Origin of the sequence: Bradyrhizobium sp. Gha, from assembly GCF_900113735.1 — a bacterium.
In the GTDB taxonomy this organism is placed as follows: Bacteria; Pseudomonadota; Alphaproteobacteria; order Rhizobiales; family Xanthobacteraceae; genus Bradyrhizobium.
On record NZ_FOQM01000050.1, the window covers coordinates 1 to 23,897 of the forward strand.

Annotated in this window: 13 protein-coding genes and 1 pseudogene; 2 read left to right on the top strand and 12 right to left on the bottom strand. The window is 64.4% G+C overall.

Going from position 1 to position 23,897, the window contains the following annotated elements; genetic code table 11:
- Nucleotides 1-356: 356 nt before the first annotated feature.
- From BM222_RS35695 to BM222_RS35745, 10 genes and pseudogenes are all read right to left on the bottom strand, one after another.
- A complete protein-coding gene (locus tag BM222_RS35695; protein ID WP_143106157.1) occupies nt 357-1,691 on the bottom strand; it encodes an HlyD family type I secretion periplasmic adaptor subunit in 1,335 nt (444 codons plus the stop codon).
- Complete coding sequence (locus tag BM222_RS35700) at nt 1,688-3,436, bottom strand: type I secretion system permease/ATPase (RefSeq protein WP_092239244.1); 1,749 nt, start codon at nt 3,434-3,436, stop codon at nt 1,688-1,690. The genes BM222_RS35695 and BM222_RS35700 overlap by 4 nt, the downstream gene beginning before the upstream one ends.
- A 252-nt stretch (nt 3,437-3,688) precedes the next feature.
- Entirely contained in the window at nt 3,689-3,958 is a 270-nt protein-coding gene (locus tag BM222_RS35705) for a GlsB/YeaQ/YmgE family stress response membrane protein (RefSeq protein WP_092239245.1), read from the bottom strand.
- Nucleotides 3,959-4,180: 222 nt separating this feature from the next.
- Entirely contained in the window at nt 4,181-5,155 is a 975-nt protein-coding gene (locus BM222_RS35710) for an ABC transporter ATP-binding protein (protein WP_092239247.1), read from the bottom strand.
- Nucleotides 5,152-6,568 (bottom strand): annotated as a pseudogene (locus BM222_RS35715) (amidase). The gene BM222_RS35710 and the pseudogene BM222_RS35715 overlap by 4 nt, the downstream one beginning before the upstream one ends.
- Nucleotides 6,565-6,762 carry a hypothetical protein gene (locus BM222_RS35720; protein ID WP_092239250.1) on the bottom strand — a complete coding sequence of 66 codons (198 nt, stop codon included), beginning with the start codon at nt 6,760-6,762 and terminating at the stop codon, nt 6,565-6,567. Before BM222_RS35720 ends, BM222_RS35715 begins: the two are co-directional and overlap by 4 nt.
- Nucleotides 6,759-7,820 (bottom strand): ABC transporter ATP-binding protein, encoded by a 1,062-nt coding sequence (locus BM222_RS35725; RefSeq protein WP_177243666.1) that lies wholly within the window; start codon nt 7,818-7,820, stop codon nt 6,759-6,761. Before BM222_RS35725 ends, BM222_RS35720 begins: the two co-directional genes overlap by 4 nt.
- A gap of 195 nt (nt 7,821-8,015) precedes the next feature.
- Nucleotides 8,016-8,918, bottom strand: a complete 903-nt coding sequence (locus BM222_RS35735) for an ABC transporter permease (RefSeq protein ID WP_092239255.1) — start codon at nt 8,916-8,918, stop codon at nt 8,016-8,018.
- A gap of 244 nt (nt 8,919-9,162) precedes the next feature.
- On the bottom strand, nt 9,163-10,116 hold the full coding sequence (locus BM222_RS35740) for an ABC transporter permease (protein WP_092239257.1): 954 nt from the start codon (nt 10,114-10,116) through the stop codon (nt 9,163-9,165).
- Between the two features lie 197 nt (nt 10,117-10,313).
- On the bottom strand, nt 10,314-11,969 hold the full coding sequence (locus tag BM222_RS35745) for an ABC transporter substrate-binding protein (protein ID WP_092239259.1): 1,656 nt from the start codon (nt 11,967-11,969) through the stop codon (nt 10,314-10,316).
- 196 nt (nt 11,970-12,165) lie between these two features.
- Here BM222_RS35745 and BM222_RS35750 point away from each other — a divergent pair, with 196 nt between their 5' ends.
- The gene (locus BM222_RS35750) at nt 12,166-13,761 is read left to right on the top strand and encodes an ABC transporter substrate-binding protein (protein WP_092239261.1); all 1,596 of its coding nucleotides are present in this window, start codon (nt 12,166-12,168) and stop codon (nt 13,759-13,761) included.
- A 158-nt stretch (nt 13,762-13,919) separates the two neighbouring features.
- Here BM222_RS35750 and BM222_RS35755 read toward each other — a convergent pair whose 3' ends face one another.
- Together BM222_RS35755 and BM222_RS35760 are read right to left on the bottom strand one after the other, a co-directional pair.
- Complete coding sequence (locus BM222_RS35755) at nt 13,920-16,151, bottom strand: CHASE2 domain-containing protein (RefSeq protein ID WP_092239263.1); 2,232 nt, start codon at nt 16,149-16,151, stop codon at nt 13,920-13,922.
- Nucleotides 16,152-16,301: 150 nt separating this feature from the next.
- Nucleotides 16,302-22,454 (bottom strand): FecR domain-containing protein, encoded by a 6,153-nt coding sequence (locus BM222_RS35760; RefSeq protein WP_177243667.1) that lies wholly within the window; start codon nt 22,452-22,454, stop codon nt 16,302-16,304.
- Between the two features lie 631 nt (nt 22,455-23,085).
- On the opposite strand from BM222_RS35760, the gene BM222_RS35765 reads away from it, so the two are divergent.
- Entirely contained in the window at nt 23,086-23,817 is a 732-nt protein-coding gene (locus BM222_RS35765) for a transglutaminase-like cysteine peptidase (protein ID WP_092239264.1), read from the top strand.
- Nucleotides 23,818-23,897 lie beyond the last annotated feature (80 nt).

A 23,897-nucleotide genomic window follows, 5' to 3' on the forward strand; every position in this document is an offset into this window, starting at 1 on the left:
GAGGGCACGGCCATGCCCGCGCCTTGCGCAGCGTGGGCGATCGGCTGCTCTACGCCCTGTGCACGGCGCTCAAGCGACAGACCCCGTACGATCCGATCTACAAGAACGTGAACGTGCAGATCACCTCAAAACGGTGAGCCCCATTCCTTTGTTCGGCCTAGGCGAACCATTCCTTCGTCCCGACCTGCCGGCCGGCAGAGCGCCGCGCGCAAACGCTGTCAAGGATGCCATCGGCACCGGCGTAGCCGGCGCGAAGCGTCCTGGACAGCGTCGAGCACGGCGGTACTCTCGTCCATTAAGGACAAACACCCCTTGACCACGGGTAGGAGGTCCTACGCGATCGAGATTGCCGCCCGTCACTTCTCGCGGAAGGCACGCATGAACTGGTCGTGCAGCGGTTTCAAGAGGTACGACAGCATGGTGCGGTCGCCGGTCTGGACAAAGGCTTCCACCGGCATACCGGGGATCAGCTTGGAATCGCCGAGCCGGGCGACCTCTTCGGCGGACATCGACACGCGGATCGTATAATAGCTCTGGCCCGTGCGCTGGTCCGTCGTGACGTCGGGCGAGACGCGACTGACGACACCGTTGAGCTCGGGTGTGGTGCGCTGGTTGAAGGCGGAGAGGCGCAGCAGCGTCTTCTGGCCGATCTGCAGCTTGTCGATATCGACCGGATTGACCTTGGCTTCGACCTGGAGGTCGTCGGTCTGCGGCACGATCAGCATCAAGGTATCGCCAGCGGTGACGACGCCGCCGACGGTATGCACCGTCGATTGCAGCACCATGCCGTCCTGCGGCGCGCGGATGTCGACGCGACGGAGCTGGTCTTCGGCCGCAACCTTGCGCTCGATCAGCTCGCCGATCTTGTCATTGGTCTCGCGCAGATCCTTCGAGACCTCGCTCACCATGTCCTTGTCGACCTGGATGATCTGGAGCTCGGTCTCGGTGATCTTGCCTTTGGCCTGCGCACGCGAAGCGATGTATTGCGCGCGCTCTCCGTTGAGGCGGGCAGAGTCGCGCTCCAGCGTGGTCAGGCGCGATATCTGCACCAGGTGCTTGTCATAGAGATCGCGCACACCGGTGAGTTCTTGTTGCACCAGGGAGATCTCCTTGTCCTTGGCCGTCTCCTGTGCGACGAGCCCCTCGATCTCCTCGTTGAGCTGTTGGATGCGCTCACGCAGCTGTGCCTTCTGACCGGCACGGCCGTTGACGCGGACGTCGAACAGCTTGCTTTCGCTGTCGATCAGCACCTTGACATCGGGATCGTTGGCGCGCTCGAGCAGCGATGTAGGGAACTCGATCTTGTCGAGGCCGCGCTGCTCGGCCTGAAGCCGCGCCGCACGCGCCTGCGCGGCGTCGAGATTCTTGGTGACGATGGCGAGATTGGCCCTGGTGACGGTGTCGTCGAGCCGCACCACGATGTCACCAGCCTTGACCACGTCGCCGTCGCGGGCGCGCACCTCGCCGACCACGCCGCCGGTCGGGTGTTGCACCTTCTTGACGTTGGACTCGACCACGATCTGGCCCGGCGCGATCAGCGCACCGGAGATCTGCACCGTCGAGGCCCAGCCGCCGAGGCCGACGCCCAGGAACGCCACGATTCCGAGCCCGAGGACCAGATGAAACCTGATCGAGTCCCGCACGCTCTTCTTCGCGGCAGGCTTTGTCCCGCCAACCGTCATCGTGCTCATGCTTTCGCCACTCCGCCTTCGCTGACGACCTTGATGGGCGTGGACGGCGCGACGCGCGACTGGAGGACCTGAGCGAGCACCTGCTCCTTCGGACCGAAGGCCTGCATCCGGCCGTCGCGGAGCACCAGGATGTGGTCGACCGCCTCGACGCCGATCGGCCGATGCGCCACCACGATGACGATGGCACCGCGCTCGCGCACACTGCGGATCGCCCGCGTCAGGGCCTCGTCACCCTCGGTGTCGAGATTGGAGTTGGGCTCGTCCAGCACGATCAGGAACGGCTTGCCGTAGAGCGCACGCGCCAGCGCCACGCGCTGGGCCTGGCCTGCGGAAAGCGAGGCGCCCTGCTCGCCGACCTGCGTATTGTAGCCCTCGCGCATCTTGATGATCATCTCGTGCACGCCGGCTTCCTTGGCCGCGGAGATGATGCCGTCGGAGGTCGCCTCCGGATCAAAACGGCTGATGTTCTGCGCGATTGTGCCACCGAACAATTCGACGTCCTGCGGCAGATAGCCGATGTAACGGCCGAGCACGTCGGACGACCATTGATCGAGCGCCGCGCCGTCGAGCCGGACCTTGCCGCGGACCGGGTGCCAGACGCCGACCAGCGCGCGGATCAGCGAGGATTTGCCGGAGCCGCTGGGTCCGATCACGCCGAGGCCGTTGCCGGCTTCGAGCGCAAAGGTGATGTCCTGGACGATGAGGCGCTGGTCGCCCGGGGCCACCATGGCGACGCCTTCGACCGAGAGACGGCTGGTGGGCGCCTGCAATTGCGTCGGCATCGCCTGCGCCGGCATCTGTTCCAGAAGGCGGCTGAGGCGATGCCAGCTCTGGCGGGCCGCGACGAATGATTTCCAATGCGCGATCGCGAGATCGACCGGCGCCAGCGCGCGGGCAGACAGGATCGACCCGGCGATGATGATGCCGGCGGTCGCCTCCTGGTGGATGACGAGCGTGGCGCCGACCGCGAGCACTGCCGATTGCAGCATCATGCGCAGAACTTTTGCGATGGCACCGAGGCCGCCGGCGACGTCGCTCGCACGCTGATTGCCGGAGAGATATTTTTCGTTGGCCTCGCTCCAGCGCTGGTTGAGCCGGCCGGTCATGCCCATCGACACCAGCACTTCGGCGTTGCGGCGGCTCGACTGGGCGAGGTCGTTGCGCTGCGCGGCAAGGCTCATCGCCTCCTTCGCCGGCCGGCGGGACAGGAATTCGGTGACCAGCGTCAGGCCGACCAGGATGACGGCGCCGACCAGCGCGGTCAGGCCGATCATGACATGGAAGGCGAAACAGATGCCGAGATAGAGCGGCAGCCAGGGCAGGTCGAAGAATGCCCCCGGCCCCATGCTGCCGAGGAAGGAACGGACATTGTCGAGGTCGCGCAGCGGCTGCAGCCCCTCGTTGCGGCTGCCGACCCGCAGCGGCAGGCGGACGATGGTGTCGAACACGCGCTTGTTCAGCGCCTCGTCCAGCGCGGTGCCGACCCGTCCCAGGATGCGGCTGCGGATCATGTCGAGCACGCCCTGCGCCATATAGAGGCTAGCGGCGAGGACGATCAGGCCGACGAGCGTCGGGATGCTGCGGCTCGGCAGCACCCGGTCGTAGACCTCCAGCATGAAGATCGACCCGGTCAGATAGAGCAGGTTGATCATGCAACTCATCAAGCCGACGCCGACGAACGCCGTGCGGCATGCACGCAGCGCGTCACCGAGCTCTGAACGGCGGAGGCCGGGAACGGCAGCCATCAGTCTGATCTCTTTCGGGTGAGGGGCAAAACCCCTGAATTCAAAGGCAAATCGAGGCGTGCTCGCCCCGGACTAATATCGCGTTCTCCCCGCGGGTAACGCAATCGAATTCATCCGGGCCTTCGCCACATCTACCCCGGACCGTCAGTTGCGCAAGTCCGGTTTTTCACAGTCTTTGCGACTTTTTGTGGCAAAGACGGCGCCTCTCCCGGGCAACGGGAGAGGCGCAAGGTCGATCGAACGATTCCCTGGCTAGAACCGGCCGCCGCCGCGCACCAGCCGCACCACCAGCAGCAGGATGACGGCGCCGATCGCGGAATAGATGATCTCCGAAACCAACCCGAGGCCGAGATGGATTCCGAGCTTCGGGAACAGGAAACTCGCGACGAACGCGCCGGCGATGCCGATCACGATGTCGCCGACGATGCCGAACCCGCTCCCCCGCACGAGCTTGCCGGCGAGCCAGCCGGCGACCAGGCCGACGAACAGGATGACGATGAGGCTTTGGCCAGAAATGTACATAAGTTGAAGTCCCTCTCCGTGAACGGGGCCATGGAACCGGAACCGCGATGAATGGTGTCTGAATGGTGTTCCCGGAGCGACGGCTCGTGCTGGGATCGCGAAAACAACCCCATGCACAGTAGAAACGGATCCGACGGCGGCCCCGGGGTGGCTTCTGGTAACGCCATGTCGGCGTGAAGATTTTTGGAGGAAGGGAGCCTCGGCTCGCGAGCGCGTTCTCGGCTAGGTCACGAGCACCGGCTCGGCCAGCACGCACCTTGTCGCCCTCCCCGGGCCGACCTCGACACTGTCAGGCAATCGCTCCAGACAGCGCGGCTGGACCAGCTTGCAGCGGGGGGCGAAGGAGCAGTTGTGGGGCTTTTCGGCCAGGGACGGCGGCGTACCGGGGATGGTTTCGAGACGGGCGCCGCGCTTGGCGCCATGGATGGTCGAGGCGAGCAGGCCCATGGCGTAGGGGTGGACCGGCGAACGGACGATGTCGCGCAGGCTGCCCTGCTCCACGATCTGGCCCGCATACATCACGGCGACGCGGTCGCAGATCTCGATCGCAACACCGATGTCGTGGGTGACGAAAATGACGGACATGCCGAACTCGCGCTGCAATTCGCGCAGCAGCAGCAGGATCTGAATCTGCACGGTGGCATCGAGCGCCGTGGTCGGCTCGTCCGCCAGCAATATCTTGGGACGGCAGGCGAGCGCGAGCGCGATCATCGCGCGCTGGCGCATGCCGCCGGACATTTCGTGCGGATAGGCATCGAGCCGCCGTTTCGCCGAGGGGATGCGCACGACCTCGAGCATCTCCAGTGCCCGCGCCCGCCCTTCCGCAAAGCTCTTGCCTTCGTGACGCACGACGCTTTCGGCGATCTGCGCGCCGATGGTGTAGACGGGATCGAGCGCGAGCGCCGGCTCCTGAAAGATCATCGACACGGCCCGGCCGCGGAACGACGACAGCTCCTCGTCGTCCATGGCGAGCACGTCGCGACCCATGACGTTGACTTGACCCGTGATCTGGGTGCGCTTCTTCGGCAATAGCCGCAGCAGCGCACGCAAGGTCACGCTCTTGCCCGAACCGGACTCGCCGAGCAGGCCCAGCACCTCGCCGTCGCCGAGCGAGAGGCTGAGGTCGTTCACGGCATGGACCGTACGCTCGCCGGTGAAGCGGATGTTGAGGCCCGAGATCTCGACGAGCTTTGTCATGACGGCAGTTTGGGCAACCTCTCGTGATAGTCGGTGACGCGCTGGAACGCGGCGCCGATGGTGAGCAGGGTGGCCTCATCGAAGGAGCGACCGATCAGCTGCATGCCAACAGGCAGGCCGCTTTTGGTGAAGCCGGAGGGCATCGTCAGCGAGGGCAAGCCCAGAAAATTCACCGGACGGGTGAACAGCGTCAGCCGTTGCAACAGCGCCGGTGCGTTCGGGCCGCCGCCGACGTCGCTCTCCTCGATCGTCGGCGCGGGGACGGGCGATGCCGGTGCGATGATCGCGTCGACACCTGCGGCGGCCGCATTGTGCGCCGCGAGTGCCGGGCCACGCCAACGCATCGCCTCGAGATAGGTGACGGCGGGAACCGCGAGGCCGTTCTGGAGCCGCATCAGCGTCTGCGAACCGTAGTCCTGCGGCCGTTCGATCATCCAGCGCTTGTGGAAGGCGGCAGCCTCGGCTGCGAGCACGAGCTGGCTGGGCGGAAGACAATTGCCGCTGGTCCGGCAGCTCGACCTTGACGATGTCGGCCCCCTCACGCTTGAGCACCGCAATGGTCTCGTCCAGCACGCGCGCGACCTCGCTGTCGAGATCGTCGACATAGAACGAGGCGGGCACGCCGATCTTGAGGCCTTTCAGCGAGGCCCTGGTCGCGCCGACGTAATCCGACAGCGGTTCGTGGCTGCTGGTGGAATCTTCGGGGTCCGGGCCGGCCATCAGCGCCAGCAGCAAGGCGCAGTCTTCGGCGGTGCGCGCGAGCGGCCCGACCGTGTCGAGCGATTGCGACAGCGGCATCGCACCGGCGCGGCTGACGCGACTCCAAGTCGTCTTCAGACCCGTGACACCGCAGAAATGCGCGGGCATGCGGATCGAGCCGCCGGTGTCGGAGCCCAGCGCCGCAAAAGTAAGCCGCGCGGCGACCGACGCGCCGGAGCCCGAGGACGAGCCGCCGGTGATATGCGCGACGTTCCAGGGGTTGCGCACCGGGCCATAGTGAGCGTTGTGCCCGGTCGGCCCATAGGCGAACTCGGCCAGATGCAGCGTGCCGAGCCTGATCTGGCCGGCATCCTTGAGCCGCTGCAAGGCGGTCGACGTCACGGTCGGCACGAAATCGCGGCGGATCAGCGAGCCGCAGGTCGCGACCTTGCCCGCATCGTAATACATGTCCTTGTGGGCGAGCGGCACGCCGTGCAGAGGGCCACGCAGCCCGCCCTTGGCAAGCTCGGCATCGGCGGCATCGGCCGCGTTCAGCGCGGCTTCCGACTCGACCGACATGAAGGCGTTGAGATGCGGCTGCCACTGCGCGATGCGATGCAGCAGCGCGCGCGTCACCTCATGCGAGGAGACCTGCTTCATCCCGATCGCACGTGCGACCTCGGTGAGCGTCATCAAGGCAGGCTCCGTGCTCATTTCGACACCTTCTGGGTCTGCGCGAGCGGATAGAGCGCGGGCTCGAGGTCGAACGGCAGCGTGCCGGCGATGGCTGCAAAGCCTTCAAAGGCAGGTCCGATGGAATTGGAGATACGTGTCGCGATCTCGTCGTCCACGGGAACGCCGGCGATCTGCGCCGTTGCCTGGATTTCCTTTGTCGTCGGTCTCGTCATGCGGTTTCCTCTTTGGGCGCACGGCTATGGCCTGATCCCGGAATGGCCATGTAGCAGGCGGCCTCGTGCCCCATATTATCGAGCGCGGTGAGCTTTGGTGTCGCATTTGCGCAGAGCGGCTCCGCAAACGGACAACGGGTGTGGAAGCGGCAGCCCGCGGGCGGATCGATCGGATTGGGTGGGTCGCCCGAGATCGGCGGCTTCTGGGTGCGGCTGTCAGGATCAGAGGACGGCATCGCGGCAAGAAGCGCGCGCGTATAGGGATGCGCAGGCGCATCCCAGACCTGATCGACCGGGCCGAGCTCGACGATCTCGCCGAGATACATCACCAGCACGCGGTCGCTGATGTAGCGGACGACGTTGAGGTCGTGGCTGATGAAGAGATAGGTCAGGCCGAATTCCCGCTTGAGATCGGCGAGCAGATTGAGCACCTGCGCCTCGACGGATTTGTCGAGTGCCGAGACGGCCTCATCCAGTATCACCAGGCGCGGCGATAGCGCCAAGGCCCGTGCGATGTTGACGCGCTGCCGCTGGCCGCCCGAGATTTCGTGCGGATAGCGGTTGGCGAAATTTGCAGGCACCAGACCGACCTTGCCGAGCAGCTCGCGGGCCAGCGCGCGCGCCGCGCCATCGGCCATGCCGTGCACCTTCGGCCCAAACGCGATCGATTCCTCGATCGTCAGGCGCGGATTGAGTGAGGCGTAGGAATCCTGGAACACCATCTGCATGCCGCGGCGCAGATCGCGCAGCGAGAGCGACTGTCCCACGGTCATGCCGTCATAGATGATGTCGCCGTCATCGCGCGACATCAGGTGCATCAGCAGCCGCGCGGTGGTGGACTTGCCGCAGCCGGACTCGCCGACGATGCCGACCGTCTCGCCCTTGGCGACGGAGAAGGACACATTGTCCACGGCGCGAACGGTCCGCCTGGCGGCGAACAGCCCGCCACGCACCGGAAAATGTTTTGTGAGACCGTTGACCTGAAGCAACGGCTGCGCCGCGCCGCCGAGGTCTTGGATCGGCGCCAGCATGGCGGAGGAAGTGTTGCTCTCGCTCACGGTCGCAAGCTCCCGCGTCTCCCCGTCGGGACAGTGCGCGCGCATCTGGCGTGTGCCAAACTCTCCACGCCGTCATGGCCGGGCCTGTCCCGGCCATCCACGCCTTGCCGCACAGCACGAAGAACGTGGATGCCCGGGACAAGCCCGGGCATGACGACCTTCTGTGCCGCGATATCGCGCCGTTGCATCATCATCTCAGTTCCTGATGTCCATGGCACTGCGCAGGCCGTCGGAGAGCAAATTGAAGCAGATCGAGACCGCGAAGATCATCGCGCCCGGAAGCGCTGCGACCCAGGGATTGACGTAGATCGCGGTACGAAGCGTGTTCAGCATCAGGCCCCATTCCGGCTCCGGCGGCTTGGTGCCGAGGCCGAGGAAGGACAGGCCGGCCGCCAGGATCATCGACACCGAAATGAGACTGGTGGCATAGACGAAGATCGAACCCAGCACGTTGCCGAGGATGTGCACGCGCATGATCGTGAATGGCCCCGCACCCGAGGCGCGCGCGGCTTCAACGAAATCCATGTTGCGCACGCCGGTGGTGACGCTTTCGGCGACACGGGTGATCTGCGGCACGAACACGATGGTCAGCGCTACGATGGAGTTGAGGATGCCGGCGCCGAGCGCGCCTGATATCGCGATCGCCAGCAGCACGGAAGGGAATGCGTAGAACACGTCGACCGTGCGCATGATCGCGGTGTTGAGCTTGCCGCCGACATAGCCGGCAACGAGGCCGAGCGAGGTGCCGATGCCGAAAGCGAGAATGACGGGCAAGATGCCGATGACCAGCGAGAGCCGGCCGCCATAGATCAGCCGCGCCAGCATATCGCGGCCAAGCTCGTCGGTGCCGAGCGGATAGCCCGCCGTGCCGATGTGGCGAAGGCGGCGGATCATCGAGCCCTTGTAGGGATCCTCGAGCCCGAGCCAGGGCGAGAGGATCGCGGAAATGAAGATCAACAGCAGCACGACGGCGCACGCCATGCTGACCTTGTCGCGCAGGATGCGACGGGCAACCGTCGCCCAATAGCCGCGCGCCTTGGTCGCGGGCGCAGCCTGGAGCGGGGCGTCGGTGGCGGCGGACAAAGGGAGCTCGGTCATGCGCTAGCCCCCGCAAAATTTTGGTTCGGTCGGTGCAAGCCAAGGAGGCGGTGCATCTCTCCCGCTCGCGGGAGAGGTCGCGCCCAACGGGTCGCGCCGAAGGCGCGCCCGATGACAGGCTCCGGCGCGGGTGAGGGTTTTCTCCTCTTGGGGGTTCTCGCGAGAGGAAACACCCTCTCCCCGACCCTCCCCCGCAAGCGGGGGAGGGAGCGCACCTCCCGAGGAGCTACAGCCGGGCTCATCGCTAGCCCCGCTTGATGCGCGGATCGATCGCAGCTTGCGCGATGTCGACCAGCAGATTGAGAAGGACGAAAAACAGCGCCAGCACCAGTATCGTGCCCTGCAGCAGCGGCAGGTCGCGCTGGAAGATCGCGGAATTGAGCAGGAAGCCCGAGCCCGGCCACGAGAACACGGTCTCGATCAGGATCGAGCCCCCGAGCATGTAGCCGAGTTGGAGCCCCATCACGGCGAGCGCGGTGGGCGCGGCGTTCTTGATGACGTGGCGGAAAACGCCGCGCTCATGCAGGCCCTTGGCACGCAGCGCCTCGACGAAATCCTGGCTGAGGATGTCGCCGGTGAGCGCACGCACGGTGCGGGTGACGATGCCCATCGGGATCACCGAGGTCGTGATCGCCGGCAGCACCAGATATCTCAGATGCGCCCAGTCCCAGGCCCAGGAGTTGGAGCCGTTCGGCCCGGCGCCGACCGCGGGCAGCCAGTTCAGCTCCACCGAGAAGATGATGACCAGCACCATGCCGAGCCAGTAATGCGGCACCGAGACGCCGGCGATGGCAAAGGAGGTCGCGAGCTTGTCAATCCAGGTTTCGCGGAAATAGCCGGCGATCAGCCCGAGCAGGACGCCCATCGTGAAACCGATGATGGCCGCCGCAAGCGCCAGCGTGACGGTGTTGCCGACCGCGCGCATGACCTCGGCGAGCACCGGCCGGCCCGTCGCGATGGAATTGCCGAGATCGCCATGAAGGGCACGCAGCAACCACAGCCCGAACTGCACCGGCAACGGCCGGTCGAAACCATAGGCGGCGCGGAGCTGCGCGGCGAGCTCCTGCGAGGCATCTGCGGGGAGCACCGCAACCAGCGGATCGCCCGGTGTGATGTGCACGAGCAGAAAGCACACCAGCGCCACGCTGATGACGATCGGGATGACATAGACGATACGTCTGGCGATGTAGGCGAGCACTGAGTTACCTGACGTGACGTTGCGCGATACGAACGCGGGCTTCCGTAAGGAGCGCGAGATGGGAGCGTTCCCTCCCCCCTTGTGGGGGAGGGTCAGGGAGGGGGGTGGCCACAGAGGGACCGCCCGTGTGACCCCCCTTCCCCAACCCCTCCCCACAAGGGGGAGGGGAGCCCTACCAGCGTGCTCGCCTCACTTCACTACTGCATCGAAATCGGCGAGAAATCGATGAACCAGCTCTTCGGCTGGATCACCCCTGTGACCTTCGGGCTCATGGCGCGGGGGCCGACGTCGTGAGCGACGTAGAGAAAGGCTGCGTCGTCGACGGAGGCCGCGTGCAGTTCAGCGAGCGCGGCGTCGCGCGCGGCGGGATCGAAGGTCTGTCGCGCCTTCTTCACCAGCTCGTCGAATTTGGGATTGTTGATGAAGCCCCAATTGTTCGAGACCGGCGGGGCCATGCCCGATTGCAGGAAGCGCACCAGTGCGAAGAACGGATCCATTGCCGCATAGGTGACGTTGGTCGCGTTCGAGCCGTTGGCCGACGGATCCTTGGCGCCGCGGCGCCAGTTGGTGAACAGCGTATTCCACTCAATGACGTCAAGCTGCACGTCGAAATAACATTCGGCGAGGGCCTGCTGCAGATATTCGTTCATCGGCAGCGGCTGCATCTGGCCCGAGCCCGAAGCCGAGGTCTGGATCTTCACCGTCAGCTTCTTGTTCGGACCAAAACCCGCTTCCTGCATCAGCTTCTGCGCGGCTGGCTTGTCGTACTTGATCTCGAAGGCCGGTTTTCCGCGCCAGGGATGGCCGGGCTCGAAGGTGCCGGTCGCCGGCACCATGAGCCCTGCCAGCAAGCCATCCTTGAGGCCTTCCCGATCGACGCAGAGGTTCGCAGCCTTGCGGACGCGGATGTCGTTCCAGGGCGAGCCTTCGACGCGCGAGAATTGCCACGGCCAGACATGCGGCTGCTCGTTGGCGTAGAGCTTGAAGCCGCGCTGCTTGAGCTCGGGCAGCGCATCGGGCGCGGGCGCCTCGACCCAATCGACCTGCCCGGAGAGCAGCGCCGCGGTGCGTGCGTTGGCTTCCGGCATCGGCAAGAGCACCATCCTGTCGATCTTGGGCACGCGCGCCTTGTCCCAATAGTCAGCGTTCTTGACCAGCTCCAGCCGTTCGCGCGGCGTGAAGCTTGCCATCTTCCACGGGCCGGTGCCCGCGGCGTCCTTGGCAAAGGCGGTCCAGGCGGCCTGCGACTTCGCCTTGGCGTCAGCACCTTCCGCCTTGTCGTAGAAATGCTGCCACTTCGCCGGGCTCGCCATGAAGAGGTTGGTGAGGTTGATGGGCAGGAAGCTGTCGGGTTCCTTGGTGGTGAGCTCGACCGTCATGTCGTCGATCTTCCTCGCAGAAGCCAGCGTCGGCATGCGCGAGGCCGTGACGCCGACCTGGCTGGCGTCGAACTGCGGCGCGTCCTGCTTCAGGACCTTGTCCACGTTCCACACCACGGCATCGGCGTTGAACGGCGTGCCGTCATGGAAGGTGACGCCCGGGCGCAGCTTGAAGATCCATTTGGTCTTGTCCGCATCATCGACCTTCCACTCGGTCGCAAGGCCGGGGATCACCACGCTGGCCTTGTCCGCCGAGGACAGGTCCCAGCCGGTGAGCGCGTCGTACATGGTGACGCCAGTGAAGCGGTTGCCTTCAAAACCCTGATCGGGTTGACCGAGCGTGCGCGGAATGTCGGCAGCCGTCATGCCGATGCGCAGCACGGTTTCGGCGCTGGCCGCGCGCGGCCAGGCCGCCGCGCTCGCCAGGGCCAGTGCAGCGATCAATGCTGCACGCGCGGTTGTCTTGATAAGCATCGCCTCAGTCCTCTCAGTGAAATCGCTGATTAATTTTGATGCAAACGTATGCAATGGCTATGCCAAGGAGAAACTTATTCTGCAAATTAGCCCTGCGACGACAAGTCCTTGTGATCACGGGAATGCAGCGCAAGCAAACTGCCTATTCTGGCATCCGGATTGCACGTTAGGCCCGACTATTCTGGGAGCTTGGGCCATGCGAATCCTCAAATCGACCTGTCTCGCCGTGCTTGCACTGGCGTCGTTCGCAGTCGCGGCGCGCGCCGAAACGGTGGTGCGCTATGGCATCTCGATGGCGGATATTCCGCTGACGACGGGCCAGCCCGATCGCGGCGCCGGCGCCTATCAATTCACGGCCTATACGATCTACGATCCGCTGGTGGCGTGGGAGATGGACGTGGCCGATCGCCCGGGCAAGCTGGTGCCGGGGCTCGCGACCGAATGGAAGGTCGACGATTCAGACAAGACCAAATGGCGCTTCACCCTTCGCAAGGGCGTGAAGTTTCACGACGGCAGCGAGTTCAACGCCGATGCGGTGATCTGGAATCTCGACAAGGTGCTCAACGACAAGGCGCCGCAATTCGACAAGCGGCAGAGCGCGCAGGTGAAGACGCGGCTTCCTTCGGTCGCGAGCTACGCCAAGATCGACGATTTCACCGTGGAGATCACGACCAAGACGGTGGACTCCTTCTTCCCCTATCAGATGCTGTGGTTCCTGGTGTCGAGCCCGGCGCAGTATGAGAAGCTCGGCAAGGATTGGGACAAGTTCGCCAGCCAGCCCTCCGGCACCGGCCCGTTCAAGCTGACGAAACTGGTGCCGCGCGAGCTGGCCGAGCTCAGCAAGAATCCGGACTATTGGAACGCCAAGCGCATTCCCAGGGTCGACAAGATCGTGCTGGTGCCGATGCCGGAAGCGTTGACCCGCACCAATGCGCTGCTCGCGGGCCAGGTCGACCTGATCGAAACGCCGGCGCCTGATGCCGTGCCGCAGCTGAAGGCGGCGGGCATGAAGATCGTCGACAACGTCACGCCGCATGTCTGGAATTATCATCTCAGCGTGCTGCCGGGCTCGCCCTGGACCGACATCCGCCTGCGCAAGGCGCTGAACCTCGCCATCAACCGCGACGAGGTGGTCGGCCTGATGAACGGTCTTGCGAAGCCCGCCAGGGGCCAGGTGGACCCGTCGAGCCCGTGGTTCGGCAAGCCGACTTTCGAGCTGAGATATGATCTCGCCGCCGCGAAAAAGCTGGTCGAGGAAGCCGGTTATTCGAAAGCAAAGCCGCTGAAGGCCACCTTCATCATCGCGCAGGGTGGCACCGGCCAGATGCTGTCGCTGCCGATGAACGAATTCCTGCAGCAGAGTTTCAAGGAGATCGGCATCGACATCGACTTCAAGGTGGTCGAGCTCGAAACGCTCTATACGCATTGGCGCAAGGGCGCGGCCGACGAGATCAACGCCGGCATCACCGCCAACAACATCGCCTATGTCACCTCGGACCCGCTCTACGCCATCGTCCGCTTCTTTGCCTCCGACCAGATCGCGCCGGTCGGCGTCAACTGGGGCGGCTACAAGAATCCCGAGGTCGACGCGCTGATCAACCAGGCCAAGCAGACGTTCGACACCGCCAAGCAGGACGATTTGATCGCGCGGGCGCATGCGCTGATCGTCGACGACGCCGCGCTGGTCTGGGTGGTCCACGACACCAACCCGCATGCGCTGTCGCCGAAGATCAAGCAGTTCGTGCAGGCGCAGCACTGGTTCCAGGACCTCACGACGATCGGGGTGGAGTGAGGGCGCGCGGCAAACGCAGCTGCCGTAGGGTGGGTTAGCCGCAGGCGTAACCCACCATGCTTCCACAGGTGCCGACCGAAGTTGGTGGGTTACGCTCACCGGACTGCGCTTCGCGCATCCGCTGAGCTAACCCACCCTACAGGCTACGTCCTCGCCCGCTACTTCGTCAGCAGCGCATACGCCCCCGTCCAATCGTCCGGCGGCGGATTGACCTTGAACTCGTTGATCCTTGCTTCGTACAGGCCGAACAGCTTCTCCAGCGTGTCGGCATCCTCGCTGCGACGGCCGCGTTCGATGGCGTCGAGTGCGCCCTGCCAGTCGCGGCTGCGGTAGCAGGCGAGCATTTCGATGGTGACGTTGCGCAGGCGCTGGAACGCGGCCGACTGCAACACATCCTCGCGGCCAGCGATCGCATAGATCACCTCCGGTTCGCTCTTGCCCTTGACCGTGATGAAGTCGAGCTCGAGGATCGCGAATCTGTCCTTGGCGGCGAGTGCGGTGCGCGAGCCCACGATGATCGGGAAACCGTATTCCTTGGTCTGGCCTTCCAGGCGTGACGCCAGGTTCACGCTGTCGCCGAGCACCGAATAGTTGAACTTCTTGTCGGATCCCATGTTGCCGACCACGCCGATGCCGGTGTTGAGGCCGATGCCGACATTGAGAGGAATGTAGGCGTGACCGCCCTCGGCGGCCTCCTGCTCGCGCTCCCTGTTGACCTCGTCGATCTTCTCGAGCATGCCGACTGCCGCCTCGCAGGCGTTGACCTCATGCTGGTCGTCGTCGACCGGCGCATTCCAGAACGCCATGATGGCGTCGCCCATGTATTTGTCGATGGTGCCGCGGTGCGCGCGGATCACGTCGGTCAGCGGCGTCAGGAAGCGGTTCATCAGCGTGATCAGGCCTTGCGGATCATGCTTGAAGCTTTCCGAGATCGAGGTGAAGCCGCGCACGTCGGAGAACATGATCGTCATGTCGCGCTCGTCGCCGCCGAGCTTGAGCTTCTCGGGCGATTGCGCGAGCTGCTCGACCAGCTCCGGCGACATGTATTGCGCGAACATGCCGCGGATCTGCACGCGCTGCCGTTGCTCGCGCACGAAGCTCGCGAAGATGAAGGTCAGGTAGATCGCCGTGGTCGACAACAGCGGATAGGTGAAGTCGATGAGGTAGCGGTACCGCGCGTAGAAGAACCAGGACGAGCCGATCAGGATGGCGGCGAACATCGCGCCCGCGAGCACCAGCCGGACCGGACCGAGATTCGGCGTGAAGATGATGACGAGGATGCCGATGATCATCGCAGTGAGCAATTCGACACCGAGCGCATAGTTCGGTTGCGAAATCACCGCGCCGCTGAGCACGCTTTCGAGCACCTGGGCGTGGATCTCGACGCCAGGCATGTTCGCCGAGACCGGCGTGGTCTTGAGATCGTTGAGGCCGACGGCGGAGGTGCCGATCAGCACCAGCTTGCCGTTGATCTTGTCAGGCGGCACGGTGTTGTCGAGCACGTCGGCGGCCGAGACGTAGATCGAGGGATCCTGGCGCGCATAATGCACCCAGAGCTGGCCATTCTTGTCGGTCGGGATCTCCAGGCCCTTGATGCGCACGCCCCGGATGCCGGTCTTGTCGGTGCGAACCAGCAGCGTCGGCGTTCCCGTGACGACCCGCAGGATCTCGAGGCCGAGCGAGGGCATGATATTGCCCTGGGCGCGCATGATCATCGGCACGCGCCGGATCAGGCCATCGCGCTCGGTCTTGATGGTGAACAGGCCGCGGCCGGCCGCGACCTTCTCGATGACGGGTACGTTGCGCAGCAGGCCGGGGAATTCGAACAGGAATTTTTCGGCATTCTCTTCGCCGACCGTTGCAACGCCGGTGAAGGGCAGCGACTTGTCGATCTCGGAACCGACCGCCGGCTGGCCGGTCTCGCCCAGCACCACGCGCGAACCCTTGATCGCTTCCGAGAGGACCTGGTCGTTGCTGGGCAGTTCGTGCAGCCTGGCGCGGGTCGCATCGTCCAGATAGCGCATCTCATTGGCGACCAGATCCGGATTGAGCCGGTCAGGCTCCGAGAACACCACGTCGAAGCCGATCGCGACTGCGCCGTCGTGGGTGAGGTTGATGATCAGATCGGCGATCCGCGTCCGCGGCCATGGCCACTGGCCGAGCCTGGCGAGGCTCTTGTCGTCGATGTCGACGATGGTGACCGGCCGCACCGCCTTGTGGCGGGGATCGATCAGCTGAAACAGGTCGAAGGTGCGCACGCGCACTTCCTGCAGCGGCGGCGGATCCCAGACGCGCAACCCGGCGAAGACGATCAGCAGCCCAAGGCATATCAGCCGCGCAACGCCGAGTCTCCGCGTGAACCACCGGCGCAGGATTTTGAGACGTTTCATGTCAGTCGAGCTTCCCGCCGCGCGTCGCGTCCCCCGGATCATGGAGCCTCGGCGCGTGATTTTCCATTCCCCGATGGCGGAGGATTGTGGATTTTTTGCCGGCGTCGAGCTGGGCGTGATCGCGGCCAGGCCGGCCGGATCCGGCGCCGATCAGGAGATGTGGAAGATGAAATCGCTGGCCTTGAGACTTGCGGCGACCACGCCCTTCAGCAGCAGCGTTTCATGTTCGGTGACCGCGCTGTCTCCCGTGCCAATCTGCTCCTGCCACGTAACCTGCGTTGCGCCGGACAGCTGGGTCATCTGGAGATCGTGAGTGGACGCAACGCCCGAGAACTGGCGCAGGTCGATCTTGTCGAGGCCCTCAATGAAATCGGCGATGGTGTGCGTGGCATCCTCCCCGGTCGTGCCCGGCGCGAACACGAACTGATCCTTGCCGCCGCCGCCGCTCAGCGTGTCGCCGGTCGTCGTCGCGAAGATGACGTCCTTGCCGCTGGTGCCGTTCAGCGTGACGCCATTGCCGGCGTCGCCCTGGTTGAAGATGAAGTTGACCGTGTCGCTGGCGCCGGTGGTCTGGTCCGTCACGGTCAGCGTGATCCGGTCGGTATTCGGCGGGGTATCGCCGGGATTGTAGGTGACACCGTTGTCGAAGGCCGTGTTGATGTCGTCGAGCGAGCCGGATGCGGTCGACAGATCGACGCTGCTGCCCGCATGTGCGGTCACCGCCGTCACGGTGAAGTCATCATCCGTCGCGCCGGGATCGGTGTCGCTGACCGAGAGATTGAAGATCGTGTCGGTGCCGAGCTCGCGATCATGCGAGACGTAGAAATTGTCGGTGCCGATGAGCGGCCCGCCGGCAGGCGCGGTCACACTGGTGCTGATCGTGGCAGCCTCGCTCGACGCCGGCGCCGTGCCGTCGTGACCGGCACCGGAGATGTCGATGGAGACTGGAGAGGTGCCGCTGACATCACCCCCATAGGTATTATCGAGCGCGTGGACGTCGAGTGTTCCTGGCGTGCCGCTGAAGCCCTGCGCGGGGACGAAGCGGACCAGCGCATCGGTGCTCAGCACCAGCGCATTGGTGTCGCTGACGCCGGAGATGGCCACCCACTGATCCGTGCCGGCGATCTCGTACTGCCAGACGCCCTGATCCGGCGTCGCGTTGTCGGCACTGACCGCAATTGCCTTGAAGCCCGCGCCGGCATCGACATCGTGGAATTTGCCGACGAAGAGATCACCGATGGTGTCGCCGGGCGGATTGCCGTCATCGCCGGCGACAGAAGCCAGCGTCGCGTTGTCGAGCGTGGGCACGTCGTTGGCGCCGGTGATCGTGACGGTGACCTGGGTCGTGTCGGTGCTGTGATGGCCGTCGTCGAGCGTGATGGTGGAGACGATGGTCGCGGTCTGGCCCTGGCCGAGGAAGTCCAGCGCACCGTCAGGGATCGAATAGCTCCAGTCGACGGCACCGTTGTTCTTGCCTGATGTCAGAACGGCAAGCGCGCTTTCCAGCGCACTCGCCTGACCCGACGTCAGCGTGAGCTCGGTATGGCCATCGGCGTCGAGCCAGGTCACGTCCTGGTGGGTCACGTTCGCCTGCGGACGATCCGTCAGATCGACGTCGGTGAACGCGATCGAGCCGCTGGCGGCCGGCACCGGGTCGAGCGTCGGCGAATTGGTGGTGTTCGCCAATTCGGAGAAGCTCGCGCTCAGCCCGGCGCCATCCGCGGTGAATTTCGGCGCGTCGTCCGCAGCGTTGACGGTGATCACCGTGTGACCCGTGCCGTCGTCGCTGCCCGCGAAAATCGTGTTGCTGTAGTCGGCGCCGGTCAGGGTCAGGCTGATGTGATGACCGGCGGCGTCGGTGATCGTCAACGTGCCGCCGGTTCTGGCGTCGTCATTGGCGACGTACAACGCACTGGTTCCGAGGGCATAGCCGATGCTCGACAGGTCGATCTTGTCGGTCGCGGTCAATCCCGCGATCGAGCCGCCGAAATCCGTCGTCCGGATGGAGAGCTCGCTGCCGTCGCCCGCGAAGGTGACCGTCTGCGACATCGTGGCGTCGAGCACCAGCGTCGCGCCGGCGTCGATCGTGACCGAACCGGAGCCGGACAGCGAGCCGAACAGCGACAAGGCCCCGCCGGCATGGATCTCGATCGTGTTGGTGTTGGTGATGCTGCCCGTGATCGATGTCGTGCCCCAACTCTCGATGCTGCCGGAGTTGGCGATGCCGAAGGTCAACCCGTCCGCGCTCGCGACAGAGGCGCCGTCGTGGAGATCGATTTCGCCGGCGTTATCGATCGTGGACGAGGTGCCGAACACGCTGACACCGGAAGCGGTCCAGGCGCCACCGGATTCGTTCTCGAAGGTGGCGCTGGCAACCGAGATGTTGCCGCTGATGTGGCCGCTGTTGTTGATCGTGACCGCGCCGCCGGTCTCGACGATCGCATAGGTCGTCGCGGTCACGCTGCCGGCGTCGTCGGGACCGATGGTGCCGGAATTGTCGATCGTCGCGGTGCCGGTCGCGCTCTCATGAATGGAGATCGCGGCGACGTCGCCGGCACCGCCCACAGATCCGGTATTGGTGATGTGCGTCGAACCCGTCGCATCGTCGCCGTCCTGGACGACACTGATGCCGTACGAACTCGTGCCTATGATATGCCCGTGATTCGTGATGGTGACTTCGCCATCGCCGTTGGCGAGCACGTCGAGACCGACAGCACCTGAGGCCGTGCCGCCGATCGTCGCAGTGATGTCGCCTGCCCCGCCCGCGCCGTCCCGCAGCGTGATGCCGTCGCCGGCAGTTCCGGTGACATCGCCAACCGTGGTCAGCGAGATGTTGCCGATGCCGTTCTGGGTGACGGCAATGCCGTTGTTCGCGCCGGTCAGCGTGCCTGATGGCGTCAGCACGATGTCGGCGCGGCTGTCGCTCGACCCGCCCGATGCCGTGAAGTCGAGCGCATCGCCTGCAGACGCCGTGATGTTGGCGTTGCCGGTGATCGCGAAGCTGCCACCACTCGTCGCCTGGCCGGTGATGGTCCCGGTGAAGTCATGGCTGGTGTTGTCCAGCTGCAGCGTATCGGAACCGCCGGTGAAGGTGACGGTCTGCGCATCGGCTCCGCCGAGCTCCAGCGTCGCCTTGTCGTCGATGATCAACTGGCCAGCACCGGTGAGGCTGCCGGACAGGTTCAGCGTGCCGGCCTGCACCTCGATGATGCCGGTATTGATCACGGCACCCGCGACATTGTTGCCGCCCGACACGGCGTAGAGATGGCCGAAATTGTTCAGGTTGCCGCCGTTGATCGAGACGTCGGTCAAATAGAGCTTCGACGTTCCGTCGATCGTGACCGTGCCGGAGCTGGTGATATCCACGCCGGTGATGGCGCTGCTGCCCGTCGATTCCAGCGTACCTGATATGGTCAGCGTGCCGCCGTCGATCGTCGCGCCGTCGACGATCAGTTTGCCGTCGGCATCGACCGTGAGCTTGCCCGAATTTTTGACGACGGAGCCATTGTCGATCGTCAGCGCGCTGTCGCTCCACACCTCGATCAGGCCGCCGGCCTTGTTGACGACGGTTTCGTTGGCGAACTCTGCCGCACCCTTGACGTTGACCACGCCGCAATTGCTCAGCGTGCCGTTCTCGATCAGGCTGGTGCCGTCGAGCTCCAGCGTGCCGTAAATGATCACGGTACCGCCATCGACCGTCGCGGCATCAACGATCAGCGTCGTACCAATATCCGCTTCGAGGATGCCGCCTGCATTGTGAATTTCGGCGAGCGTCGTCAGCGTGCCGCCGGACAGCTCGATCGTGCCGGAGTTGCTGATCGACGTACCCCTGGCGAAGTCGCCACCGCCTGCAAGCGTCATCCGCCCGGCATTCGCAAGGACGCTGGTCCCCGAAAACTCGGCCTTGCCGCCAACCGAGACGATGCCCGTCGCCTGATTGGTGAATCTCGAATCGGCCTCGAGCGTGAGCGTCTTGGTGATCGTCAGTGTGCTCTTGTTGATCACCTCCGGGGCCGTGTGGTCCGCGTTGGTGTCGAAATCGTTCATCGTCAGCGAATTGGCGAACGCGGCTGTGTCGATCGTGACCGGATAGGACGGCGTCAGGCCGTGCAGCTGATCGGTGATGACGATGACGTCGTCGCTGCTGGTCGGCACGGTGCCGGTTTCCCAGTTGGCGCCGTCCCTCCAGAAGCCGCCTGACGGAGCTCCCGGCTTGTTCGTCGCGATCCACACCACGGCGGGCGCATCGGTGCCCGTGATCGTGACCGTGATGGTCTGGTCTGACGTGGCGCCTTGCGAGTCCGTGACCGTCACGGTGTAGGTCAGCGTCAGCACCTCGCCCTTCGGGATGAAGTCGGCGAGATAGACCGGGATATCTCGGAGCGACCAATTCACCGTTCCCGTGGCGGGCCCGGTGCTGTCGTGACCGGGCGCGATCGAGACCGAGAGGTCATTGGCGAGAAAGTCGTAGATGCTCTGGGGCACGGTGCCGCCGGGCAGGACCGCGCTGAACTTGGACACCGACACCGTGTGCGTGTCGGTGAGATCGACATCGCTGAAGCTCAGCGTGCCTGAGGTCGGCACTTCGCTGGTGAGCGGGCCACCCGGCACGCTGGTGCCGCCCGAGAAGGTGATGGTCGGCACGGCCGAGGTGATCACCGGCTTGTCGTTGGTGCCGGTGATGGTGATGGTGATGTCTTTGGTGACGATCCCTGGATCGTCGGCGAAGTTGTTGTTGAGGACGATGGTGTATTTCAGTGTCAGCGTCTCGCCTGCGGCGAGAAAGTCGAAGGCGTTGTCCGGAACGCTGAAGGTCCAGGCCGCGGTTCCGTTGCTGTCGTTGTCGGCCCCGGGAATGACGGTGATCTTGACCTCGGTGGCCAGAATATCCTGCTTCTGGAGCGCCGAGAGGCCTCCCGTCACGTCGTGCTGGCCCGAGTCCTGGTAGACATAGGTTCCGTCGGTGAGCACCACCTTCACGGTCGGACGGTCGCCAAGATTGAAGTCGACAAAGGAGGCCTTGGCGATCACCAGATCGGCCGTCGACACGCCGGTCTGACCTGCGACTTCGGTCAGGTTGAATGCGACCTTGACGTTGTTGGCGAGGTCGAGGCTCTGCAAAAACAGCGACAGCGCGTTCGGAACGCGGCTGCCCGCGGTCGCGTGATCGGTCGGGGCCTGCAGCGCACCGTTCTGCTGGCTGAGATTGACGAAGACCGGAATCGCAACGTAGCCGGCCGGCGTCTTGATCGTCATGCCGTCGCTGGTCTGCGTGATGGTGTCGGTGAAGTTCGTGGTCAGCTTGGTGTTGGTGTTGTTGTCCGTGAACTTCAGCGTGAACACGTCCGTGATCAGCTTCTGCACATCAGGTGACAACAGCGCATTGGTGACCGAGACGTTGCCACCGCTGATCTGGATCATCTGGCCGGCCTGGTTGACCGTCGCGATCGGCAGCAAGGTCAGCTTGTCGAACAGGATGTAGGAGCCGGTGGTGCCGTTCGGCTCGACCAGCACCTGGAAGTTCGCCTGCGGTTGCGGATCGCCGCCACCCGGGGGAACGACGAAGTTGATCTCGGTCAGCACCGCCGTGCCACGGATACCCATGGTGGCGACCGGCGTGTCGATCTTCATGTCGCCGTGCTTGGCGGTCTCGCCGGCGACGAAGGTAATGGTGCCCGCAACCAGGCTGAGCAGCGAGGAATTGTTCGACCCGTTCGGGTCGTAGACCATCTCGTTCAGCACCATCCGCGCGTTGGAGGACAGGCCGAACACGGTGCCGTCGATGAAGGTCACGCCGAGCGTCGAATCCGAGCCGGTCGAGACCACGTCGCCCTTCTCGACATTGTCGCCGTTGTTCAGGATGACGGAGACGCCGTTGCGGATCGCGGTGGCGCTGCCGGTCAGCTTGGTGACATGGCCGATGACCTGTGCCGCAGCGGCGCCGGGCGCGGCCTGCGCATATTGAACGTAACCCGTGAGCGCGCTGACGATATCGCCGGTGAGATGCGCGCCGTCGGGCGAGGCGATCGCCGCGCGCTTGTCGCCCCTGAAATAATCGTGAACGACGAACTCGTGGCCGTCATGGGACAGCACGAGATCAAGTCCCGTGCGCTTGAAATCGCCATGGAAGATCAGATTGGGGTCGGCAACGACGACCGCACCATCGGGCACGTGGCCATGTGCCTTGGCGGTAAAGGACTTGGCCGCAAAGGACCTGGCCATAAAGGAATCGACATGGTCGGACGAGCCGAAACCCTGCCCATCCAAGGAGAGCGCGGCGTCAAATTTGCCAGCGTAATTCAACGGGGCACCGGAAAAGGGTTAATATTTATGAAAGAATCGACCGCCTAAGCTCGCATATCATTACCAAGTCCTTAGCGAAACCATCTATTGCTTGTGTGATTTGGCACGACTTGGCTGCCGGCGACTATGCCTGCGGCGACATGCAAAGATAAACCGAAGTCATCGTTGTGAGATTTGCGAGTAAAGCGTCGGGTGTTGGAGCCCATTTCCGAGCGTTCCATGTACTCTGCAGTATATTTTGAACGCTCAATACTCACCTCAATCTTCGCATCATGATACCCCGCCGCATACTGCGGCATTTACGGAGCCAAATCTGTGATCCAACTAACAGAATCCGTGAAGTAGCGGGTCATTAGCCATAGGAGCAGAATCGACCGACCACAACTTGTGCCTGCATTCGACGCCATTTCGCGGCAGCCGAGCCTCTCCTAGTCCCCGATTCGTAAAGTTTTGTGCAATTCGGGCAGGCCCGCTTCAGCCTGTCCCACGGTTTTGGGAGCCGGCCGCCGCGCATTAAGCAGAACAAAACGGGCCGTCTCGCACCATCTCCGCGAAAGCAACAAAGACCGGCGCGTTGAGGTCGAGGGGAATCCTTCTTCATCATCCTGGCGAAGCCGGAAGGGGATGTCAGATGGAGTCCGCCGCTCGCGTGCGCGCCTGGCGCGCAGTCCTTGCTCTATGCGGGTTGATGCTGCTCGGATCCGCGGCCGATCTTCGTGCCGGCACATTGCTGTCGCCGGGCGCAGGCGTGCTCGTGCGCAAATCCGCCGAGCCGTTCGGCGTGTTCGCCTTTCCCGTTTCCAGCGGCGGCCTGCGGCAGAAATGGTTCGCACTGAAAGAGCAGCTCGACGACGACATGGTGCAGCTCGCGTTGTGCGACGGCGATCGCGACCATTGCGCCTCGCCCGCGGCGCTGAAGCTGCTTGCCATCGTCGACCAGGTTCGCACCCGCGACGGTCGCGCGCGGCTGGGCGAGACCAACCGCGCCATCAACCTCGCCATCCGCGCCGAAAGTGACGGCGCCGAAGATGTCTGGAGCTCGCCGCTCAAGACTTTCGCGCGCGGCGCCGGCGACTGCGAAGACTATGCCATCGCCAAGCTCGCCGCGCTGCGGCTCGCCGGCGTTGCCGATGAGGACCTGCGCATCGTCGTGGTGCGCGATGCCAGGGCCGGCGAAGAGCATGCGGTGATCGCGGCAAGGCTCGACGGACACTGGCTGATGCTCGACAACCGCCGCATGGCCATGGTCGCGGATGACGAGGCACGCAGCTACCAGCCGCTGTTCGTGCTCTACCAGTCTGCCGTGCTGAGATATGTCGGCGAGCCCGTGCAGTTCTCGATGGTGATCCCCGGGGGGCATTGACGATCTCGTAGCCCGGACGAAGCGAAAGCGAGTTCCGGGACCGCCCGTCGCATCTTGCACTGGCCCCGGATTACGCTTCG